Origin of the sequence: Bradyrhizobium betae (genome assembly GCF_004123905.1) — a bacterium.
GTDB classification, from domain to species: Bacteria; Pseudomonadota; Alphaproteobacteria; order Rhizobiales; family Xanthobacteraceae; genus Bradyrhizobium; species Bradyrhizobium betae_A.
Genome location: NZ_MZXW01000016.1, coordinates 824,943 through 844,702 on the forward strand (window position 1 = coordinate 824,943; position 19,760 = coordinate 844,702).

Below are 19,760 nucleotides of genomic sequence, written 5' to 3' on the forward strand. Positions count from 1 at the left end.
AAACGACATGATTGAAATCATTGCGATATCCGAAGCGCATATCGAAAGCTTCCACCGTGCGCTCGATACGGTTGCGCGGGAACGGCGCTATTTGGCCTTCCTCGAGGCGCCTCCGATCGTATCCACGCGGGCCTTTGTTCTGGACAACATCGCGAACGGCTATCCGCAGTTTGTAGCGCTTTCGGCGGGGGAGGTGGTTGGCTGGTGTGACGTGGTTCGTAAGGCGCGGCCGGTGCATGCACATGGCGGCGTGCTCGGGATCGCCTTGCTGCCGGCGTTCCGGCGGCAGGGGCTTGGCGAGAGGCTGATGCTGAGGGCTCTCGATGCGGCGAAGGCGTTTGGATTCCGTCGCGTCGAGCTGACGGTCCGGCGCGACAACGTCAACGCGATCGTACTGTACAAGAAGGTTGGGTTTGAAGTCGAGGGATGTCAGCGCGCTGCCGTCCAGGTTGACGGCGGTCTCCACGATGTCGTGATGATGTCCGTGCTGTTCTGAGGCCCAACCCGCCGCTCTACGGCAACTTGTCATACCCCTCACCCAGCCCGTTCAGGCTGAGCGGGAAGCCGATGCCTTCCTCGGGCGTCTCGAAGATGATGAAAGTCGCGGTCTTGGCGCTGCGGAGCTGGCCCAGCAGCTTGTCGTCCATGACGACCTCGGCGACGCAGCCATTGGGCAGGCAGCGGACGAAGCCGGCGCGGCCGACATCCTGGTTGTCGAGCTTGAGGCCGAGGCCGGAAGGCAAGAGGACGCCGAGCGGGGCGACCACGCGCATCAGGCGGCTCTTCTGGTCGGCTGTCTTGAGCACGATCACGGTGAGGCCGGCATTGGAGCGGTCTTCGGCCACCACGCTCTGGATCAGGGCGCATTGCTCGGTCTGGGCGCCCGGCGGGGTGTCGCAGCGGATCTGCCAGTCGCCGTGGACGGAGCGCACCGCGCCCTGCGCATGGGCGAGGCCCGGCAAGAACACGAACAGGACGAGGAGGAGGGCGGCGGCCAGGAGGCCGATCAGCGCGTTGAGGCTGCTATCCGGCCTTGCCATGCATCTCGAAAGCCCCATCGGGGTCGGTCCCTCTGCTCGCCTAGGTCGCTTGCGCGGGTGGACTCATACGGGAATGACGGCGTCTTGAAGGCGATTCGCAAGCAAATTCCGCGCCGCCCACACTGCCATCGCCCGCACGAATCAGGTTCCTGCGCGGCTGTCTGCCAGTGCCTACAACGGGCATTTCCGCTGTCAAGCGGCGGCATCCCGGGAAACGGTATTTTTGTCTGATCTTACTAGGAAATATCTTGCGGGTGATGGCTGACAGACCCGGCTCAAGACTGCATTGCGATAGATCAAGAATTATGGTTTGAGAGGCTTGATTTCGGCGTTCTCACGATCTGGCCCCAATTCCTCTTAGAGGTATTCTTGCGCGGCGGTTTGTCAGACGGGCGGATCGAATAAGCGTTTCCCGGAAATAGGGGGATGCACTCGGGGTGATTTCGTTAGGGGAGCGCGAACGGCATGAGGATGTCGATGGGCCAGGTCGGCCGACACTTGCTGGGATTGGCCGTGGCGGGTCTGACGCTGGCGACGGGCGGTGCGGCATTCGCCGCCGAGCTCGGGCAACCGGCACCGTGGGAGTGGACGCTTCAGCAATCCGCCTCTCCGGTGATGGATAACATCGTCTGGTTCCACAACTTCCTGTTCGTGCTGATCACGCTGATCACGCTGTTCGTTCTGGCGCTGCTGGTGATCGTGGTCATGAAGTTCAACGCGAAGGCCAATCCGGTGCCGTCGCGGACCACCCACAACACGCTGATCGAGGTGGCCTGGACGCTGGTTCCGGTCCTGATCCTGGTCGGTATCTCGGTGCCGTCGTTTCGCCTGCTGTTCCTTGAGCTTGACGTGCCGAAGGCGGATATCACCATCAAGGCGACCGGCAAGCAGTGGTACTGGTCCTATGCCTACCCTGACAACGGCAAGTTCGAGTTCGACTCGCTGATGGCCCAGGACAAGCAGCCCCGCCTGCTCGGCGTCGACAACGAGATGGTCGTGCCGGTGAACAAGGTGGTTCGTGTCCAGGTGACCGGCGCAGACGTCATCCACGCCTTCGCGCTGCCGGCTTTCGGCGTCAAGATCGACGCCATTCCGGGGCGGCTGAACGAGACCTGGTTCAAGGCCACCAAGGTCGGCATGTTCTACGGCCAGTGCTCGGAGCTCTGCGGCAAGGATCACGCCTTCATGCCGATCGCGATTCGCGTCGTGGAGGACAAGGAGTTCGCCTCCTGGGTCGAGACGGCGAAGAAGAAATATGCGAGCGGCGGCACCAGCAGCTACGCCTCCGCGGCAGGGCCGACGCAGTAAGCGCCGGGCGACGGCTCGAGGGGACTGAAAGCGATATAAAGGGCGGGACCGCATAAGGTCCGCATGGGACGCAAGGCAGGATTTGAAAATGGCAACGAGCGCAGCGGCACACGGCGATCACGCGCAAGACCACGGACATGACGAGCACGCCCATCCGACCGGATGGCGCCGCTACGTCTATTCGACCAACCACAAGGACATCGGCACGATGTACCTGATCTTCGCGGTCATCGCCGGCGTCATCGGTGCCGCGATGTCGATCGCGATCCGTGCCGAGCTGATGTATCCGGGCGTGCAGATCTTCCACGAGACGCACACCTACAATGTGTTCGTGACCTCTCACGGCCTGATCATGATCTTCTTCATGGTCATGCCCGCGATGATCGGCGGCTTCGGCAACTGGTTCGTGCCGCTGATGATCGGCGCGCCCGACATGGCGTTCCCGCGCATGAACAACATCTCGTTCTGGCTGCTGCCGGCCTCCTTCGCGCTGCTGCTGATGTCGACCTTCGTCGAGGGTGAGCCGGGTGCCAACGGTGTCGGCGCCGGCTGGACCATGTATGTGCCGCTGTCGAGCTCGGGGCATCCGGGCCCGGCCGTCGACTTCGCGATCCTGTCGCTGCATCTGGCGGGTGCCTCGTCGATCCTCGGCGCCATCAACTTCATCACCACCATCTTCAACATGCGCGCGCCGGGCATGACCCTGCACAAGATGCCGCTGTTCGTGTGGTCGATCCTGGTGACGGTGTTCCTGCTGCTGCTGTCGCTGCCAGTACTCGCCGGTGCGATCACCATGCTGCTCACCGACCGCAATTTCGGCACGACGTTCTTCGCGCCCGACGGTGGCGGCGACCCCGTGCTGTTCCAGCATCTGTTCTGGTTCTTCGGCCACCCCGAAGTGTACATCCTGATCCTGCCGGCTTTCGGCATGGTCAGCCAGATCGTCTCGACCTTCTCGCGCAAGCCCGTGTTCGGCTATCTCGGCATGGCCTACGCCATGGTCGCGATCGGCGGCATCGGCTTCGTGGTGTGGGCGCACCACATGTACACGGTCGGCATGTCCTCGGCGACGCAGGCCTACTTCGTCGCCGCGACGATGGTGATTGCGGTACCGACCGGCGTGAAGATCTTCTCGTGGATCGCCACGATGTGGGGCGGCTCGATCGAGTTCCGCGCGCCGATGATCTGGGCGGTGGGCTTCATCTTCCTGTTCACCGTCGGCGGCGTCACGGGCGTCGTGCTGGCGAATGCCGGCGTCGACCGCGTGCTGCAGGAGACCTACTACGTCGTCGCGCACTTCCACTACGTGCTGTCGCTCGGCGCGGTGTTCGGGATCTTTGCCGGCTGGTACTACTGGTTCCCGAAGATGTCGGGCTACATGTACAACGAGACGCTGGCCAAGGCGCACTTCTGGGTCACCTTCATCGGCGTCAATCTGGTGTTCTTCCCGCAGCACTTCCTCGGCCTGTCCGGCATGCCGCGCCGCTATGTCGACTATCCCGACGCGTTCGCGGGCTGGAACCTGGTCTCGTCGGTCGGCTCCTACATCTCCGGCTTCGGCGTGCTGATCTTCCTCTATTGCGTGATCGACGCCTTCGCGAAAAAGGTGCCGGCTGCCGACAATCCGTGGGGTGCAGGTGCGACCACGCTGGAGTGGACGCTGTCCTCGCCGCCGCCCTTCCATCAGTTCGAAGTGCTGCCCCGCGTGCAGTAATCGATCTCTCGCGGCGCCCGTCACGGGCGCCGCGGCTCCATAACGAAGCGAGTTAAAGTCAGTGTCCGTCCTCGACCACAACGCCATCGACATCAATCCCCGCATCTCCGAAGCGGAGGTTGGCGATTATCTCGCGCTGCTGAAGCCGCGGGTGATGTCGCTGGTGATCTTCACTGCGCTGGTCGGCATGGCGATGGCGCCCGGACATTTCCACTGGGTGCTGGCGATCACCTCGCTGCTCTGCATCGCGGTCGGTGCCGGCGCCTCCGGCGCGCTCAACATGGCGCTGGAAGGCGACATCGACGCCAAGATGTCGCGCACGGCGAACCGGCCGATCCCGCGCGGCCGCATCACGAAGCCCGAGGCGATGACGTTCGGCATGACGCTCGCCTTCTTCTCGGTGATGACGCTCGGCATCCTCGTCAACTGGATCGCGGGCGCGCTGCTTGCCTTCACCATCTTCTTCTACGTCGTGATCTACACGATGGGCCTGAAGCGCTGGACCGCGCAGAACATCGTGATCGGCGGCGCGGCCGGCGCGCTGCCACCTGTGGTGGCCTGGGCCGCGGTCACAGGCACCGTCGACGTCGAGCCGCTGCTGCTGTTCGCCATCATCTTCTTCTGGACCCCGCCGCACTTCTGGGCGCTGGCGCTGTTCCGCTCCGACGACTATGCGCGCGCCGGCATTCCGATGCTGCCCAATGTCGCGGGTCCTGATGCGACGCGTCTCCAGATCCTGCTCTACACCATCGTGCTGATCGCGGTCGCCGCCGCGCCCTGGGCGCTCGGCTATTTCGACGCCGTCTACGGCATCGTCTCGCTGATCCTCGGTGCTGGCATGCTGGTGCTCGCGATCAACGTCTACATCCGCCGCGAGCGCAGCCAGTCGCTGCGCGCGACGCGAAAACTGTTTGCCTTCTCGATCCTGTATCTGTTCGCGCTGTTCGCGACCCTGCTGGCCGAGGTCGTGTTCCGGGCGCTTGCTCCGATGGTTGGGGGCGCATGATCGCTGAAATGGCCGACAAACCCGAGATAGATGGAATCGTCCTCACCGAGGCGCAGAAGAAGAGCCGTCGCCAGCGCTCCATTGCCATTGCTTTGGCGCTCGGCGTCCTCGTGGTGCTGTTCTTCGCCGTTACCATGGTCAAGGGACCGGCAGTGCTCGTCCGGCCGATGTAGGAAACATGGATCACGAGCCGACCATATCGCGGGATCAGAGCCGGATCGCCACCAAGGGGCGTTCCAGAGGCTTCGGTCGTGACGTGCTGGTCGCCTCGATTTGCGGCGGCGTGGTCGCGCTGATGGTCGGCGCTTCCTACGCGGCGGTGCCCTTCTACAACTGGTTCTGCCGCGCCACCGGCTTCAACGGCACGACCCAGGTCGCGACCTCCGCGCCCGCAAGCGGCCCGATCGCGCGAAAAATCGCGGTGCGCTTCGATTCCAATGTCGCGCCCGGCCTGCCCTGGAAGTTCGAGCCGGAGCAGAACGAGATCGAGGTCAATATCGGCCAGGTCGTGACCGTCTTTTACACCGTGACCAACCAGGCCGCGCGGACCACCGCTGGCCAGGCCGCCTACAATGTCGCGCCGCTGACGGTCGGCTCCTACTTCCAGAAGATCAACTGCTTCTGCTTCACCGAGCAGGCCATGGCGCCCGGCGAGAAGCGGGAGATGCCGGTCGTGTTCTATGTCGATCCGTCGATCGCCGACGACCACGAGAACGACGGGCTGAACACGATCACGCTGTCCTACACGTTCTATCCGGTGAAGGATCCGGTGGTGAAGCCGCTGGCATCGGGCGACGACGACAAGCGCAAGGGAAATCTCTGATCGCCGGGCTTCAAGCCGCGGGGGGTTGGACACAAGGGGATAAGTGCCTGATAGGCACGGGATTGAGGAGAGAGACGGAAATGGCTACGGCGCAAGGCAAGCATCACGACTACCATTTGGTCGATCCCTCTCCGTGGCCCGTCGTCGGCTCCATCTCGGCCTTCATCATGGCGGTCGGTGCGATCACCTGGATGCACCACATGTTCTCGGCCGCGCCGATCATCTTCGGTGTCGGCACCGTCGGCGTGCTCTACACGATGGCGAGCTGGTGGGGCGACGTGATCAAGGAAGCCCAGTACAAGGGCGACCACACCCGTGTCGTGCAGATCCATCACCGCTACGGCATGATCCTGTTCATCGCCTCCGAGGTGATGTTCTTCGTGGCCTGGTTCTGGGCCTATTTCAACGCGGCGCTGTTCCCCGCCGACGCCGTCCACGCCACCCGCGACGCGGTGTTCGGTTGCGGACTCGGCACTGCGGCCGGCGCCTGCGCAGTCCCTGGCACCTGGCCGCCGCACGGCATCGAGACCTTCGACCCCTGGCATCTGCCGCTGCTCAACACGCTGATCCTGCTGACGTCAGGCACCACGGTGACCTGGGCACACCACGCGCTGCTCGAGAACGATCGCCAGGGCCTGAAATACGGCCTCATCCTCACCGTCGTGCTCGGTGCGCTCTTCACCTGCGTGCAGGCCTATGAGTACAGCCACGCGGCGTTCTCCTTCGCCGGCAACGTCTATGGCGCGACCTTCTTCATGGCGACCGGCTTCCACGGCTTCCATGTGCTGGTCGGCACCATCTTCCTGCTGGTCTGCCTGTTCCGCGCTTACGCCGGCCACTTCACGCCGACGCAGCATCTCGGTTTCGAGTTTGCTGCCTGGTACTGGCACTTCGTTGACGTGGTGTGGCTGTTCCTGTTCCTCTGCATCTATGTGTGGGGACACGGCGCCGAGTCCATGGCGCACGGCGCGCACTGAGCCGCGACTGATTGATCAGAAAGGGCGGCCGCAGGGCCGCCCTTTCGCTTTTCGGCCGCCGGAAGTTCTGGCGGAAACTGTGATAGGGTCCGCGACATGAACGACACCGCCGGCAAGTCCGAGCCCGAAACCACCGTCCTGCAGAGCGCGATGCGCGGGCTTGCCTGCAAATGCCCGGGCTGCGGCCAGGGCAAGCTCTATGCGGGCTTCCTGACGCTCGCGCCGTCCTGCGACCGCTGCGGCCTCGACTATGCCTTTATCGACACTGGCGATGGCCCTGCGATCTTCATCATCATGCTGGCCGGCGCGATCGTGGTCGGCTGCGCGCTCGTCGTCGAGGTCAAATACCAGCCGCCGTACTGGCTGCACGCGGTGCTGTGGCTGCCGTTGATCCTCGCCACCACGCTGTTGCCGCTGCGCGCGATGAAGTCGCTGCTGATCGCGCTGCAATTCCACCACAAGGCGGCACCGGGCCGGCTGGTCGACCGCGCGAAATGAACGAGACCGCACGCAAGCCTCGCGTGGCCGGCTTCGCGCTGTTCACGCTTTTCCTCGCCGCCGTGTGCGTCGCGCTCGGCCTCTGGCAATTGCAGCGGCGCGTCGCGAAACATCAGTTGATCGCAGCATTGACCGAGCGCCTCGCGGCGGCACCTGTTGCGTTGCCGCCGCCGTCGCAATGGAGCTCGCTGACGCCGGAGCGGGACGAGTTCCGCCGGGTCACTTTTGCGGCGACCTACGAGTCCCGTCTGGATGCCATGGTCTACAGTTCCGGCTCCGCCATCCGCTCCGACATTTCCGGTCCCGGCACCTGGGCTTTCCTTCCCGCACGGCTGCCCGGCGGCGATATGGTCGCGGTCAACGCGGGCTTCGTGCCGAACACCCAACAGGACCGCGCCCTGCAGGATCGGGCGGTCGCGCGGCTCGTTACCAACAAGCCGGCGATGTTGACCGGCTACGTCCGCTTCCCCGAGGCAGCCAGCGTGCTGATGCCTGACGCTGAGCATGACAAACGGCTGTGGTTCACTCGCGATCATCTCGCCATGTCCCGGGCGCTCGGCTGGGGCACGGTCGCGCCGTTCTACATCGATCTGGAGCGGCCAGTGCCCGAGAATGGCATTCCGCGTCCTGGACCGCTCGACGTGCATCTGAAGGACGATCATCTGCAATACGCCATCACCTGGTTCGCGCTCGCGGGCGCGGTGCTGATTGCATTCGGCGTCTGGGTGAGGGGACGAAGACCGGGTTGAATTGTCCGTAGGTTCCCGGAGGGAACCCGGTATCGCCCGGGGTTTATTATTCAGCGCATGTTCACGAGGGTGATCCTAAGCCGCACGTGAATTTTCGCGGCAGACAGGATGTTGGCGTTGAGCGATTTCGATCAGATGGGAATTGTCGTCGATTGGCTGGATGCCTGTCGCAAGGGCGACCTCGCAACGCTGCTCGACCTCTATGCCGACGACGCCGAAGTCAAATGCACCTGCAACGGCACGCACTTTTCCTATTGCGGACGTCGCGAGCTCGAAACCTATTGGAGACCGCGGCTCAGCGCGTTCTCCTCGGCCGGCTTCGGTCTGGAGGAGATCAATCCGGCGGCTGACGGTATCGATCTCGAATATTCCGTCGCGGGCTCGCTGCGCATTCACGCCTCGTTTCGCTTCAGCGCGGAAGGCAAGATCCACAGCACGGTTTGCGAGCCGGCGAGACAGAACGCGCACGACGGCTGCGTGTGTTAGCTACGCGGCGGTTCGTCTCTCGCCGCCTGCACCGGCAAACGGCAGCGCACATAGGTCCGTTCGTCCGCGCGCAGCAATGACAGCGATCCGCTGAGCGCACGCACGCGCTCGTGCATGCCGGTCAGGCCGCGGCCGAAGACGTTGCCCTCGGGAAAGCCCCCACCGTCGTCGGATATCTCGATGGCGAGCATTTCGCCGGAAATGGCCACCTGCACATCGGCAGTGCTCGCCCCGGCATGGCGCAGCACGTTGGTCAGCGCCTCCTGGATCACGCGATAGACGGTCTGGGCCAGCGGCCGGTCGATCCGGTTTAGATCAGGATCGACGGTGGCCGTCAGGCCGATATGCGGCGCCTGCCTGCGAAAGTTCTGGAGCAGCGTCTGGATGCTGGTTTCGAGTCCCAATTCCTCGATATAGAGCGGCCGCAGCCGGTCGAGGATGCGGCGGTTGGTCTGCTGGAGCGCTTCGACCGACCGCATCACCTCCAGCACAGAGTTGCCGAGATTTCCCGCCGGCGAGGCCTCGCTCAGCGCGATCGTGCCGGCGCGGATGCTGAACAGCAGTGGGCCGAGCTCGTCATGCAATTCGCGGGCGAGATCACGCCGCTCGTCGTCCTGAAGCGACACCAGGCGGTGCAGCAGGTCGCGATTGTCCTGACTCAACCGCGCCAGCGTCGTCGCCAGCGCATTGGCTTCCTCGCAGCTCTGCCGGATTTCCGGCGGCCCCTTCACCGGGATCGGCGTCGCGTAATCGCCACGACGGATTCGGGTAAGGCCTGCACCAAGATTTTGTAAGGGGCGCAGAACCGATCCGGAAAATGCAAAAGCAGTAACGCCGGTGAGTGTCGTGAGCGCAGCGATGAAGCCGGCCAGCGCAACCAGACCAATCCATTTCTCGAATAGATCGGCCGACAGGTCGGGCATGAACACGATGTCGCCGACATGCCTGCCATCGATGATGACGGGAAATGCTGCGTCCAGGTCCGGGATGGCGATCAAGTCGATGAACCATTGCGGCACGCCATGTACATTCCGCAGACCGTCCCTGACGGAAGGCGAAGGACCCGCACCCACAGGATGGAATTGGATATCCGAGGAGGTGCCCAGAGAACGGACAAACGCGTCGAGCGTTTTCCGCGGATTGTCCGATGCGCCGAGGGCGTCGTTGAGCGCTACGGCGATAGTTCGGGTCGAGCGCCGGCCCGGCTCGTTCTCGTCCGCCAGCTGGCTTGTGGCGAATGTCTGGAGCAGCACGCCGCCCATCGCCAGCGCGGCGAGAAAGCTCAGGCCGAGCGGGAGAAACAATTGGGTTCTGAAGGGGAGCCGTCGCCACATTAGGTCAATTCTAACGCGCATTGGCGGGATTTTCTCTTTCCATTTGTTCCCGCCGGTTTATGAGTCGAAAAACAAGAGAGTGCGCCATGCAAGATACCGCCAAGCTGGCGACCAGGGTCCTGATCGTCGACGACCACCCCGTAGTGCTGTCAGGTTGCCGCACCCTTTTCGCATCCGACCATTCGATCCGCATTGACGAGGCGACGGACGCCAAATCCGGGCATCGTGCCTATATCAGCAAGCGGCCCGACGTCACCGTGATCGACATCAGCCTGCCCGATGTTTCCGGCTTCGAGCTGATGCGGCGGATCCGCAAGGACGATCCCGACGCCAAGATCATCATGTTCAGCATGAACGACGATCCGGCCTTCGTGGTGCGGGCGGTCGAGCTGGGGGCGCAGGGCTATGTCTCCAAGGGCGACGATCCCCGGATCCTGCTCAAGGCGGTCCGCAAGGTGGTCGCGGGCGACAATTACATCTCGCCGCAGCTCGCGGAGGCCGTGACCTTCTCCGGCGCCGCGATCAAGGCCAATCCGGCCTCGCAGATGACGCCGCGGGAGCTCGAAATTCTCCGCCTGCTCGGCCGCGGCGACAAGATCGTCGAGGTCGCCGAGGCGCTCGGTATCTCCTACAAGACCGTCGCCAACACCACGTCCCTGCTCAAGCAGAAGCTGGGGGCGAAGAACCATTCCGACCTGATCCGGATCGCGGTGGAAATCGGCATGAATTGACGCCCCGGGCACTGGCGGCCTGAGCACCGAACCGGCTGCTCCAGGATGCAGCCGGTTCGGTGGGGGCGGAGCGGTTTCGGCGTGCAGCCGGGCAATGCATGGACACCGCCGATACCATCCGCCGACACAATCGGCCGAGGCGACAAAACGTTCCTGAGGTGGCCCAAGATGTCGGGAAAAAGGGGAATTGCAGGTCAGGATGGTCGCCCGATGCGTTCGCGGAAGCTGAACCGCATCGGGAAAAACAGGAACATCTTCCCGCTCTCGTCGTTTTCGCCCTTGACGATTTCGTGACAGGCGACGAAAGCTTCGGTCGACAGTTTTAGCGGGCCGGCGCGCCGGACGAGCCAAACTGGTCTGCACACAACGACAGACCTTCCAAGAGAAGGGCTGCGGCATCGCCGCAGCCCTTTTTCGTTGGACAGGGGGCACGCGGGAAGCGGTTTCCCGATGCCGCAAAACACTTTATGGTGGCCCAAAGCCTCTGGCTGTTGATAAGTAGTTTCATAAAATCAAAGGCTTACGGGTCGAGCTTCGGCGCGGCCGGCCTTTGGAGGGCAGTTTGACTCGTTATATCTCGACCCGGGGCGAGGCCCCCGAACTCGGCTTCTGCGATGTGATGCTGACCGGGCTCGCCCGTGACGGCGGCCTGTATGTGCCGGCGACCTGGCCGCAACTTTCGACGGAGGCCATCGCCGGCTTCTTCGGCCGTCCCTATTGGGAGGTCGCGGTCGACGTGATCCGTCCCTTCGTCGGCGGCGAGATTTCGGATGCCGAGCTCGGCCGCATGGCTAACGAGGCCTATGCCACCTTCCGCCATCCGGCCGTGGTGCCGCTGCGCCAGATGTCGCCGCATCAGTTCGTGCTGGAGCTGTTCCACGGCCCGACGCTCGCCTTCAAGGACGTGGCGATGCAGCTGATCTCGCGGCTGATGGACCACGTGCTCGCCAAGCGCGGCCAGCGCACCACCATCGTGGTCGCGACGTCAGGCGACACCGGCGGTGCCGCAGTCGATGCCTTTGCCGGCCTCGAGAACGTCGATCTCATCGTGCTATTTCCGCACGGCCGCATCTCCGAGGTGCAGCGGCGGATGATGACGACGACGGGCGCGGCGAACGTTCATGCGCTCGCCGTCGAAGGCAATTTCGACGACTGCCAGGCGCTCGTGAAGGCGATGTTCAACAACCATCGCTTCCGCGATGCGACCTCGCTCTCCGGCGTCAATTCCATCAATTGGGCGCGTATCGTCGCCCAGGTGGTCTACTATTTCACCTCCGCCGTTGCCGTCGGTGCACCGGCGCGCGCGGTGGACTTCGTCGTGCCGACCGGCAATTTCGGTGACATCTTTGCCGGCTATGTCGCCAAGCGCATGGGGCTTCCGGTGCGGACGCTGCGCATCGCCGCCAACGTCAACGACATCCTCGCCCGCACGCTCAAGACCGGCATTTACGAGGTGCGCGAGGTGCATGCCACCGCGTCGCCGTCCATGGACATCCAGATCTCCTCGAATTTCGAGCGATTGATGTTCGAAGCAGGCAAACGCGATGCCGCCGCCGTGCGCCGTCTCATGGACTCGTTGAAGCAGTCGGGGCGCTTCGTGCTGCCCGACGCAACGCTCGCCGCGATCCGCGAGGAGTTCGACGCCGGCCGCGCCGACGAGACCGAGACCGCGGCTGCGATCCGCGCCGCCTGGCGCGAGGCGGGTGAGCTGGTCGATCCCCATACCGCAGTCGCACTCGCGGTCGCCGACCGCGACACCACGGATACGACGGTTCCCAGCATCGTGCTATCCACCGCCCATCCCGCCAAATTCCCCGATGCCGTCGACGCGGCCTGCGGCCAGCGACCGCAACTGCCGGCTTGGCTCGACGGTCTCATGACCAAATCCGAACACATGAAGGTGATGAAGAACGACCAGGCCGAGGTCGAGCGGTTCGTGCTGTCGGTCAGCCGCGCCGCAAAACAAGGAGTTGCCGGATGAGCGTCGAGATTTCCAAGCTTGCCTCCGGCCTGACCGTCGTCACCGACAAGATGCCCCATCTCGAAACCGCGTCGCTCGGCGTCTGGGCCGGCGTTGGCGGGCGCGACGAGAAGCCGAACGAGCACGGCATTTCGCATCTGCTCGAGCACATGGCGTTCAAAGGCACGACCAAGCGCTCCTCGCGCGAGATCGTCGAGGAGATCGAGGCGGTCGGCGGCGACCTCAATGCCGGCACCTCGACCGAGACCACGTCCTATTATGCGCGGGTGCTGAAGGCCGACGTGCCGCTGGCGCTCGACGTGCTCGCCGACATCCTCGCCAATCCCGCCTTCGAGCCCGACGAGCTCGAGCGCGAGAAGAACGTCATCGTGCAGGAGATTGGTGCTGCGCAGGACACGCCCGACGACGTCGTGTTCGAGCATCTCAACGAGCTCTGCTATCCCGACCAGCCGATGGGCCGCTCGCTGCTCGGTACCGCCAAGACCTTGCGCGCCTTCAACCGCGATTCGCTGCGCGACTATCTCTCGACGCATTATCGCGGCCCCGACATGGTGGTGGCGGCGGCCGGTGCGGTCGATCACAAGCAGGTGGTCGCCGAGGTCGAGAAGCGCTTTGCGAGCTTTGAGGGGACGCCGGGTCCGAAGCCGCAGGCAGCTCAGTTCGGCAAGGGCGGCACCAAGGTAGTGCATCGCGAGCTCGAGCAAGCGCATCTGACGCTGGCGCTGGAAGGCGTGCCGCAGGGCGACTTGTCTCTTTTTTCGCTTCAAGTCTTCACCAACATCCTCGGCGGCGGAATGTCGTCGCGGCTGTTCCAGGAGGTGCGCGAGAAACGCGGCCTCTGTTACTCGATCTACAGCTTCCACGCGCCTTATACCGACACCGGCTTCTTCGGGCTCTACACCGGGACCGATCCGGCCGACGCGCCGGAGATGATGGAGGTCGTGGTCGACATCATGAACGATTCGGTGGAGACCCTGACCGAGGGCGAGATCGCACGGGCCAAGGCGCAGATGAAGGCGGGCCTCCTGATGGCGCTGGAGAGCTGCTCGTCCCGTGCCGAGCAACTCGCCCGGCACGTGCTGGCCTATGGCCGGCCGCAGACGGTTGAGGAGCTGGTGGCCCGGATCGACGCCGTCAGCGTCGAATCGACCCGGGATGCGGCGCGTGCACTGCTTTCGCGGAGCCGCCCTGCAGTTGTCGCATTAGGCAGTGGCAGGGGTCTGGACACGGCGGTGTCTTTTGCGGAAGGATTGACGCGGGCACGTGCCAAAGCGCGGCTGCATTAGGAGCCGCGCACGGGCTGATCTGCCCCGGGAAGCATCACCATGGCCCTCTTTCGCCTGCCATCCAGTGGACCCGCCGCCCTCGCTCCGCGCGGCAACGGGCTCCTGCTGCGCGCGCCGCAGATGTCGGACTTTCTGCAATGGGCGCATTTGCGCGAGTCCAGCCGCGATTATTTGACGCCTTGGGAGCCGATCTGGCCGTCGGACGATCTCACCAGGTCCGGCTTCCGCCGCCGGCTGCGCCGCTATTCCGAGGACATCTCCGCGGACCGCTCCTATCCCTTCCTGATCTTCCGCGAGCTCGACGGCGCCATGGTCGGCGGCATCACGCTCGCCAATGTCCGCCGCGGCATCGTCCAGGCCGGCACCATCGGCTATTGGGTTGGCAAGCCCCATGCCCATCGCGGCTACATGACGGCGGCGCTGCGGGTGCTGCTGCCGACGCTGTTCGGCGAGCTCAATTTGCACCGGGTCGAGGCCGCCTGCATCCCGACCAATGCGCCGTCGATCCGGGTTCTTGAGAAGTGCGGCTTCTCCCGCGAGGGGCTGGCGCGCCGCTATCTCTGCATCAACGGGGTCTGGCAGGACCATTTGCTGTTCGGCCTGCTGCACGAGGATTTCCGCGGCTGAGCCCGTTCATTCATGTGGCCAAAGTCTCGTCGTGCTGCCTTGATTGCTGCTGCCTTGGGTTCGCCGATTTTGGCGATATAACGCGCATGCCCCGGCCGGCGATCGGCCGGACAATTGTCATGGAGTACGGGCGTTGAGAGTGCAGGAGCTTCGGTCATCGCGAAATGCGTTGTGGCGTGGGACGGGGATCGCGCTGGCGGTGTCACTTGCGCTCGCCTCCGTCTCGCCGGTGGCGGCCCAGTCGCTCACCGACCGCTTCAAGGGCCTGTTCGGCGGCAAGTCCGACGAGCCGGCCCCGCCCAAGCCGCCGCCTGCGCCCGGCCAGCCGGCCGAGGACGATCTCGATTGCCCGCAGGTCACGGTTCGCGCGGGGGCCTCGACCTACGCGGTTGGCGCCACCGGCAAGCCGGCCGTCGGCAACGAGATCCGCTTCCAGGCCTCGATCACCAAGATGGCGCGTGAATGCGCCCGCAGCGCCGAGGGCATCACGGCCCGGATCGGCATCCAGGGCCGTGTCATCGCCGGTCCCGCCGGTGCGCCTGCGACTGTCGAGGTCCCCTTGCGTATCGCCGTGGTGCACGGCGGAGTCGGCGAGAAGGTGATCGCCTCGAAGGCCTACCGGACCACGGTCGAGATGACCGAGGGCGGCAGCGTGCCCTTCACCTTTGTCGCCGAGGATCTGTCCTATCCGGTGCCCTCGGCCAAGGATGCCGATTCCTACGTCTTCTATGTCGGCTTCGACCCGCAGGCGCTCGCGCCCGAGCCGAAGGCAAGGCCGAAGAAGAAGTAAGGAGGGCTCGTGCCCCGGACGCAGCGCAGCGCTTCTTCAGCGGTGCGCTGCTGAGCCGGGGCCCATGCCGCGGCAAACTGGGTCCCGGCTCAGCGTCGCGTCATTTCATGCCGGCCGCGGACACGAGCGTCTTTCACACAGCCAACAAAAAAGCCGGCGCTCATGCGCCGGCTTTTTGATTGGTGAAGGCGAAATCCCTCAGTTCAGCTTCTGCCGGACCTCGGTGATGCCCTTGGCGAGCAGATCGTCGGCGACCTGGCCCTTGACTGACTGCGACAGGATCGTGGAGGCGGCCTGGACGGCGGCTTCCGCCGCTGCGGCGCGGACATCGGCCAGCGCCTGGGCTTCGGCGAGCGCGATCTTGCTCTCCGCGGTCTTGGTGCGGCGGGCGACGAAGTCTTCCATCTTCGCCTTGGCCTCGGTCGCGATGCGCTCGGCTTCGGACTTGGCGTTGGCGATGATGTCGGCTGCCTCGCGCTCGGCCGTGGCGCTGCGTACCTTGTAGTCGGCAAGCACCTTGGCCGCTTCCTGCTTGAGGCGCGTCGCGTCGTCGAGCTCGGCCTTGATGCGGTCGGCGCGATGGTCGAGCGCAACCATCGCCTTCTTGAAGACCCCGAGATAGCCGAACAAGACCATCAGGATCACGAAGGCAATGGCGACCCAGGTTTCAGGATCGAAGAACATCTCGACTAACCTTTCAGGGACGCATCGACCGCGGCATTGACCGACCCAGCGTCGGGAACGACGCCGGTCAGCTGCTGCACGATCTGGCCTGCCGCATCGGCCGCGATGCCGCGGACGTTGCTCATGGCGGTGGCGCGGGTCGCGGCGATGGTCTTCTCCGCCCCGGCGAGCTTGGCCGCCAGCTGCTCTTCCAGCGTCTTGCGCTCGGCGTCCGCCTGCGCGTTCGCCTTGTCGCGGGATTCGTTGCCGATCGCCTGCGCCCGCGAGCGCGCCGAAGCGAGCTCGCCTTCATAGGCCTTCAGCGCCGCGTCGGACTGGTCCCTCAGCGTCTGCGCCTCGGTGAGGTCGCCCTCGATCTTGTTCTGACGCGCCTCGATCGCACCGCCGACCTTCGGCAGAGCGAGCTTGGACACGATCACGTAAAGCGCGACGAAGAAAATCGCGAGCCAGACCAGCTGTGAAGCGTAGGTGCTGCTCTCAAACGGCGGAAAACCGCCACCGTGACCGCCTTCGGCCTCGGTGTGGGCGCCCGCCGCCGGACTTTTCGCCCCGCCATGACTTTCAGCCATGGATTACTCCTGTTGCCGTCATGCGCGCCGCTTCGGTTGAAGCGGCGCGAAAAGTCGTCCTCAGAGCGGAACGAACAGCAGCAGCAGCGCGATCAGCAGCGAGAAAATGCCGAGCGCTTCGGTCACGGCGAAGCCGAAGATCAGGTTGCCGAACTGGCCCTGAGCAGCCGACGGGTTGCGAACGGCTGCGGCGAGGTAGTTGCCGAAGATCACGCCCACACCGACGCCCGCGCCGCCCATGCCGATGCATGCGATGCCCGCGCCGATAAGTTTTGCTGCTGCCGGATCCATTTTAGACTCCTTGGAAGAAAGATTGGGTTGTGGGTGGAAATTCCCCGGACCGCTTAGTGTCCCGGATGAATGGCGTCGTTGAGGTAGATGCAGGTCAGGATCGCGAACACATAGGCCTGCAGGAACGCGACCAGAATCTCGAGTGCGTACAGCGCGACCGTGAGCGCCAGCGGCAGCACGCCGCCGATCCAGCCCAGCGCCCCGAGCGAGAAGCCGAGCATGGCGACGAAGCCCGCGAACACCTTCAGCGCGATGTGGCCGGCCAGCATGTTGGCGAACAGACGGACGCTGTGGGAGACCGGCCGTAGGAAGAACGACAGGATCTCGATGAACATCACCAGCGGCAGGATGTAGCCGGGGACGCCGTGGGGCACGAAGATCGAGAAGAATTTCAGGCCGTTCTTGGCAACGCCGTAGATCAGGACGGTGAAGAACACCAGCAGCGCCAGCGCGGCGGTCACGATCAGATGGCTCGAGATCGTGAAGGTGTAGGGAATGATGCCGACCAGGTTCGAGACGCAGATGAACATGAACAGCGAGAAGATCAGCGGAAAGAACTTCATGCCTTCCGAGCCGGCCGTCGAGCGGATGGTCGAGGCGACGAATTCGTAGGAGATCTCGGCGACCGACTGCAGGCGCCCGGGAACCAGCTGCGTGCCGCTGGCGAGCATCAGGATCGAGATGATCGCGACCGCCACCAGCATGTAGAGCGACGAATTGGTGAAGGCGATCGTGTGATTGCCGATATGGCCCAGGGTGAAGAGAGGCTCGATGTTGAACTGGTGGATCGGGTCGATTTTCATCAGCGCGGCATCTCTTGGTCTGCCGGGCAATGCCGGCGGGTCTCGGTGTGCCGGCCGGGCCGGCCCGTACCGGCGAGGCCGGTACGATCATTCCTCTCCTGGGCGGATCGCTTAAGAACCACCGCGCCTGTTTTGACCCGCACCTGCCGTTCTCACCACATTCACCACGCCGGCCACGAAGCCCAGCAGCAGGAATACGATAAATCCGAAAGGCGACGTCGACAGCAAGCGGTCGAACCCCCAGCCAATCCCCGCTCCGACAACGACACCGGCGACCAACTCGGAGGATAACCGGAAACCAAGCGCCATCGCCGAAGCTCTGGCCGCTCTGTCTTCACCGTCACCTGCGGGTTGCTCGGTCTTGACGTGGCGGTCGCGAAATTCGGACAACCGCTGGTCAAGATTTCCGAGCCGTTCGGAAAGCGCAGCTTCCTCGGGCGATCTATCGCGATCTCCATTCTCGCCGTGTCCCGTGCCATTTGTCATGCAACGAAGACCCGAAACGCTGCGGCTGAATGGAAATTACGCCCGCCACCCTCAAAAGCCGCGCGGACCATACTGATGGCCTATAATCAAGTCAAGCCAAGTCACGATTGCGTCTCTTTCTATTATGTATCTGATTTATTTGACGATATTGGCATGTGCGGCAGCGCTGCACACAGCGTGACGCCGCACCGCAGCAGCTGTGCTCATGATCGGCGGATGCAGCCGCCATTTCGCCCTGCTGACGGGATCAAAGGGATCGCTGCGATCGTTGATATCGGGTGCGCGTTTTGGGCGGCAGATTGCCTCGCCGGGGTGTAGAATTGAAGAGAAGCCGCAGAAGCGTCGTGGCGGAGAGTGCGATGAGACCAGCGAATTCATCCACAGCATCATGGCTTGCGGCAGCGGCATTCGCTGCGGTCACCGTCGGCGGCGGCCTCGTCGCCGCGCAATCCGCGCCCGACAGTGAAAACGGCCGCTACAGCATGACGCCCATCCCCGAGGGCGTGCTGCGGCTCGATACCCGCGCCGGCACTGTGTCGATCTGCAGCAGGAACGGCGCCGGCTGGGCCTGCTACGCGGTGCCGGACGAACGGACCGCGCTCGACGCCGAGATCGGCCGGCTCCAGGCTGAAGTCGAGAAGCTGAAGGGCCAGCTGGCGGCAGGGCCGACCGTGTCGGGCAAGATCGACGACGCGCTGCCGAAATCCGACCTGCTGAAGAAGGCGGAGCCGCAGGCACAAGAACCAAAGGTCGCCGAGGGCGACCGCAAGATCGAGATCCCGCTGCCGAGCGACCGGGACATGGACCGCGTGATGTCGTTCCTCGAAAAAGCCTGGCGCCGGCTGATCGACATGGCCAATCGCGTGCAGAAGGACGTGTCGGGGAAAATTTGAGGACCCCGCCGCGCTATCCACGCGTTGAGCTGCCGTAGGGTGGGCAAAGGCGTTCTTACGCCGTGCCCACCATGGCTCTCCAACGATGAAGGAAGACTTGGGCACGCTCCGCTTTGCCTACCCTACGGCAGCGTTCGATCAATCGAGACCTTTCATGACCTCAGCCAAATCCATCACGCGCTCACCACCGTCGTCCGTGCAAGCCACCACCGTCACATCGTCGCTGCTGACCGTGCAGACGCCGGGCCGCGGCTTCACCGACCTCACCAGCGAAGCCGCAAAATTCATCACTGAAGTTCACGGCCGCGACGGCGCGCTGACGCTGTTCATCCGCCACACCTCGGCGTCGCTCACCATCCAGGAGAACGCCGATCCTTCCGTGCTGGTCGATCTCACCACGTCGCTCGCCAGGCTTGCGCCGGAGAACGCCGGGTGGACGCATGACACCGAAGGGCCGGACGACATGCCCGCACATATCAAGACGATGCTGACGCAGACCGCGCTTCAGATCCCCGTCCTGAACGGCAGGCTCGCGCTCGGCACGTGGCAGGCGATCTATCTGGTCGAGCACCGTGCTCGTCCGCATCGCCGCGAGATCGTGCTGCAATTCATCGGTAGCAATCAGTAGAGCCCGAAAGAAAACCGGCCGCGGAGTGATCCGCGGCCGGTTGCAGAGATGCGTTG

The 19,760-nt window shown here is 64.1% G+C and carries 25 protein-coding genes; 18 read left to right on the plus strand and 7 right to left on the minus strand.

The annotated features are described in order from the left end of the window. The first annotated feature begins 7 nt into the window (after positions 1–7). Positions 8–496 (plus strand): GNAT family N-acetyltransferase, encoded by a 489-nt coding sequence (locus tag B5V03_RS14140; RefSeq protein ID WP_129270893.1) that lies wholly within the window; start codon positions 8–10, stop codon positions 494–496. 16 nt (positions 497–512) lie between these two features. Here B5V03_RS14140 and B5V03_RS14145 read toward each other — a convergent pair whose 3' ends face one another. Beyond that, positions 513–1,058 (minus strand): invasion associated locus B family protein, encoded by a 546-nt coding sequence (locus tag B5V03_RS14145; RefSeq protein ID WP_433995333.1) that lies wholly within the window; start codon positions 1,056–1,058, stop codon positions 513–515. A 447-nt stretch (positions 1,059–1,505) separates the two neighbouring features. On the opposite strand from B5V03_RS14145, the gene coxB reads away from it, so the two are divergent. From coxB to B5V03_RS14190, 9 genes are all read left to right on the plus strand, one after another. After that, a complete protein-coding gene (gene coxB, locus B5V03_RS14150; RefSeq protein ID WP_129270895.1) occupies positions 1,506–2,348 on the plus strand; it encodes a cytochrome c oxidase subunit II in 843 nt (280 codons plus the stop codon). A gap of 88 nt (positions 2,349–2,436) precedes the next feature. Then, the gene (gene ctaD / locus B5V03_RS14155; RefSeq protein ID WP_129270896.1) at positions 2,437–4,062 is read left to right on the plus strand and encodes a cytochrome c oxidase subunit I; all 1,626 of its coding nucleotides are present in this window, start codon (positions 2,437–2,439) and stop codon (positions 4,060–4,062) included. Positions 4,063–4,123: 61 nt separating this feature from the next. Next, entirely contained in the window at positions 4,124–5,068 is a 945-nt protein-coding gene (locus tag B5V03_RS14160) for a heme o synthase (protein ID WP_129270897.1), read from the plus strand. Continuing rightward, positions 5,065–5,241, plus strand: coding sequence for a CoxF protein (locus B5V03_RS14165; RefSeq protein WP_129270898.1), 177 nt, complete (start codon positions 5,065–5,067; stop codon positions 5,239–5,241). Before B5V03_RS14160 ends, B5V03_RS14165 begins: the two co-directional genes overlap by 4 nt. A 5-nt stretch (positions 5,242–5,246) precedes the next feature. Next, the gene (locus B5V03_RS14170) at positions 5,247–5,891 is read left to right on the plus strand and encodes a cytochrome c oxidase assembly protein (RefSeq protein ID WP_129270899.1); all 645 of its coding nucleotides are present in this window, start codon (positions 5,247–5,249) and stop codon (positions 5,889–5,891) included. Between the two features lie 80 nt (positions 5,892–5,971). Further along, positions 5,972–6,868, plus strand: a complete 897-nt coding sequence (locus B5V03_RS14175) for a cytochrome c oxidase subunit 3 (protein WP_129270900.1) — start codon at positions 5,972–5,974, stop codon at positions 6,866–6,868. A gap of 96 nt (positions 6,869–6,964) precedes the next feature. Then, complete coding sequence (locus B5V03_RS14180; RefSeq protein WP_129270901.1) at positions 6,965–7,366, plus strand: DUF983 domain-containing protein; 402 nt, start codon at positions 6,965–6,967, stop codon at positions 7,364–7,366. Further along, positions 7,363–8,115 (plus strand): SURF1 family protein, encoded by a 753-nt coding sequence (locus B5V03_RS14185; RefSeq protein WP_129270902.1) that lies wholly within the window; start codon positions 7,363–7,365, stop codon positions 8,113–8,115. The genes B5V03_RS14180 and B5V03_RS14185 overlap by 4 nt, the downstream gene beginning before the upstream one ends. 117 nt (positions 8,116–8,232) lie before the next feature. Continuing rightward, entirely contained in the window at positions 8,233–8,601 is a 369-nt protein-coding gene (locus B5V03_RS14190) for a nuclear transport factor 2 family protein (protein ID WP_129270903.1), read from the plus strand. Here B5V03_RS14190 and B5V03_RS14195 read toward each other — a convergent pair. Further along, positions 8,598–9,935, minus strand: coding sequence for an ATP-binding protein (locus B5V03_RS14195; protein WP_129270904.1), 1,338 nt, complete (start codon positions 9,933–9,935; stop codon positions 8,598–8,600). The genes B5V03_RS14190 and B5V03_RS14195 overlap by 4 nt on opposite strands. Positions 9,936–10,021: 86 nt before the next feature. Between B5V03_RS14195 and B5V03_RS14200 the strand changes: the two genes are divergently transcribed. From B5V03_RS14200 to B5V03_RS14220, 5 genes are all read left to right on the plus strand, one after another. Further along, complete coding sequence (locus B5V03_RS14200; protein WP_129270905.1) at positions 10,022–10,666, plus strand: response regulator transcription factor; 645 nt, start codon at positions 10,022–10,024, stop codon at positions 10,664–10,666. A 562-nt stretch (positions 10,667–11,228) separates the two neighbouring features. Further along, on the plus strand, positions 11,229–12,647 hold the full coding sequence (thrC, locus tag B5V03_RS14205; protein ID WP_164987994.1) for a threonine synthase: 1,419 nt from the start codon (positions 11,229–11,231) through the stop codon (positions 12,645–12,647). Continuing rightward, positions 12,644–13,933, plus strand: a complete 1,290-nt coding sequence (locus B5V03_RS14210; protein WP_129270907.1) for a M16 family metallopeptidase — start codon at positions 12,644–12,646, stop codon at positions 13,931–13,933. Before thrC ends, B5V03_RS14210 begins: the two co-directional genes overlap by 4 nt. Before the next feature lie 39 nt (positions 13,934–13,972). Then, positions 13,973–14,560, plus strand: coding sequence for a GNAT family N-acetyltransferase (locus B5V03_RS14215; RefSeq protein WP_129270908.1), 588 nt, complete (start codon positions 13,973–13,975; stop codon positions 14,558–14,560). A gap of 193 nt (positions 14,561–14,753) precedes the next feature. Continuing rightward, the gene (locus tag B5V03_RS14220; protein ID WP_433995338.1) at positions 14,754–15,350 is read left to right on the plus strand and encodes a hypothetical protein; all 597 of its coding nucleotides are present in this window, start codon (positions 14,754–14,756) and stop codon (positions 15,348–15,350) included. 198 nt (positions 15,351–15,548) lie between these two features. On the opposite strand, the gene B5V03_RS14225 is transcribed toward B5V03_RS14220, so the two are convergent. From B5V03_RS14225 to B5V03_RS14245, 5 genes are all read right to left on the minus strand, one after another. Further along, positions 15,549–16,034, minus strand: coding sequence for an ATP F0F1 synthase subunit B (locus tag B5V03_RS14225; RefSeq protein WP_129270910.1), 486 nt, complete (start codon positions 16,032–16,034; stop codon positions 15,549–15,551). Between the two features lie 5 nt (positions 16,035–16,039). Then, positions 16,040–16,603, minus strand: a complete 564-nt coding sequence (locus B5V03_RS14230) for a F0F1 ATP synthase subunit B' (protein WP_129270911.1) — start codon at positions 16,601–16,603, stop codon at positions 16,040–16,042. Between the two features lie 60 nt (positions 16,604–16,663). Beyond that, positions 16,664–16,894, minus strand: coding sequence for a F0F1 ATP synthase subunit C (locus tag B5V03_RS14235; RefSeq protein ID WP_007599451.1), 231 nt, complete (start codon positions 16,892–16,894; stop codon positions 16,664–16,666). A gap of 53 nt (positions 16,895–16,947) precedes the next feature. After that, the gene (locus tag B5V03_RS14240) at positions 16,948–17,697 is read right to left on the minus strand and encodes a F0F1 ATP synthase subunit A (RefSeq protein ID WP_129270912.1); all 750 of its coding nucleotides are present in this window, start codon (positions 17,695–17,697) and stop codon (positions 16,948–16,950) included. Between the two features lie 111 nt (positions 17,698–17,808). Then, on the minus strand, positions 17,809–18,183 hold the full coding sequence (locus B5V03_RS14245) for an AtpZ/AtpI family protein (protein WP_129270913.1): 375 nt from the start codon (positions 18,181–18,183) through the stop codon (positions 17,809–17,811). Positions 18,184–18,258: 75 nt separating this feature from the next. Here B5V03_RS14245 and B5V03_RS41440 point away from each other — a divergent pair, with 75 nt between their 5' ends. The 3 genes from B5V03_RS41440 (at position 18,259) to B5V03_RS14260 (ending at position 19,704) form a co-directional block, all read left to right on the plus strand. Beyond that, positions 18,259–18,501 carry a hypothetical protein gene (locus B5V03_RS41440; protein ID WP_164987995.1) on the plus strand — a complete coding sequence of 81 codons (243 nt, stop codon included), beginning with the start codon at positions 18,259–18,261 and terminating at the stop codon, positions 18,499–18,501. 41 nt (positions 18,502–18,542) lie between these two features. After that, positions 18,543–19,076 carry a hypothetical protein gene (locus B5V03_RS14255; protein ID WP_129270915.1) on the plus strand — a complete coding sequence of 178 codons (534 nt, stop codon included), beginning with the start codon at positions 18,543–18,545 and terminating at the stop codon, positions 19,074–19,076. A gap of 154 nt (positions 19,077–19,230) precedes the next feature. Next, complete coding sequence (locus B5V03_RS14260; protein WP_129270916.1) at positions 19,231–19,704, plus strand: secondary thiamine-phosphate synthase enzyme YjbQ; 474 nt, start codon at positions 19,231–19,233, stop codon at positions 19,702–19,704. Positions 19,705–19,760 lie beyond the last annotated feature (56 nt).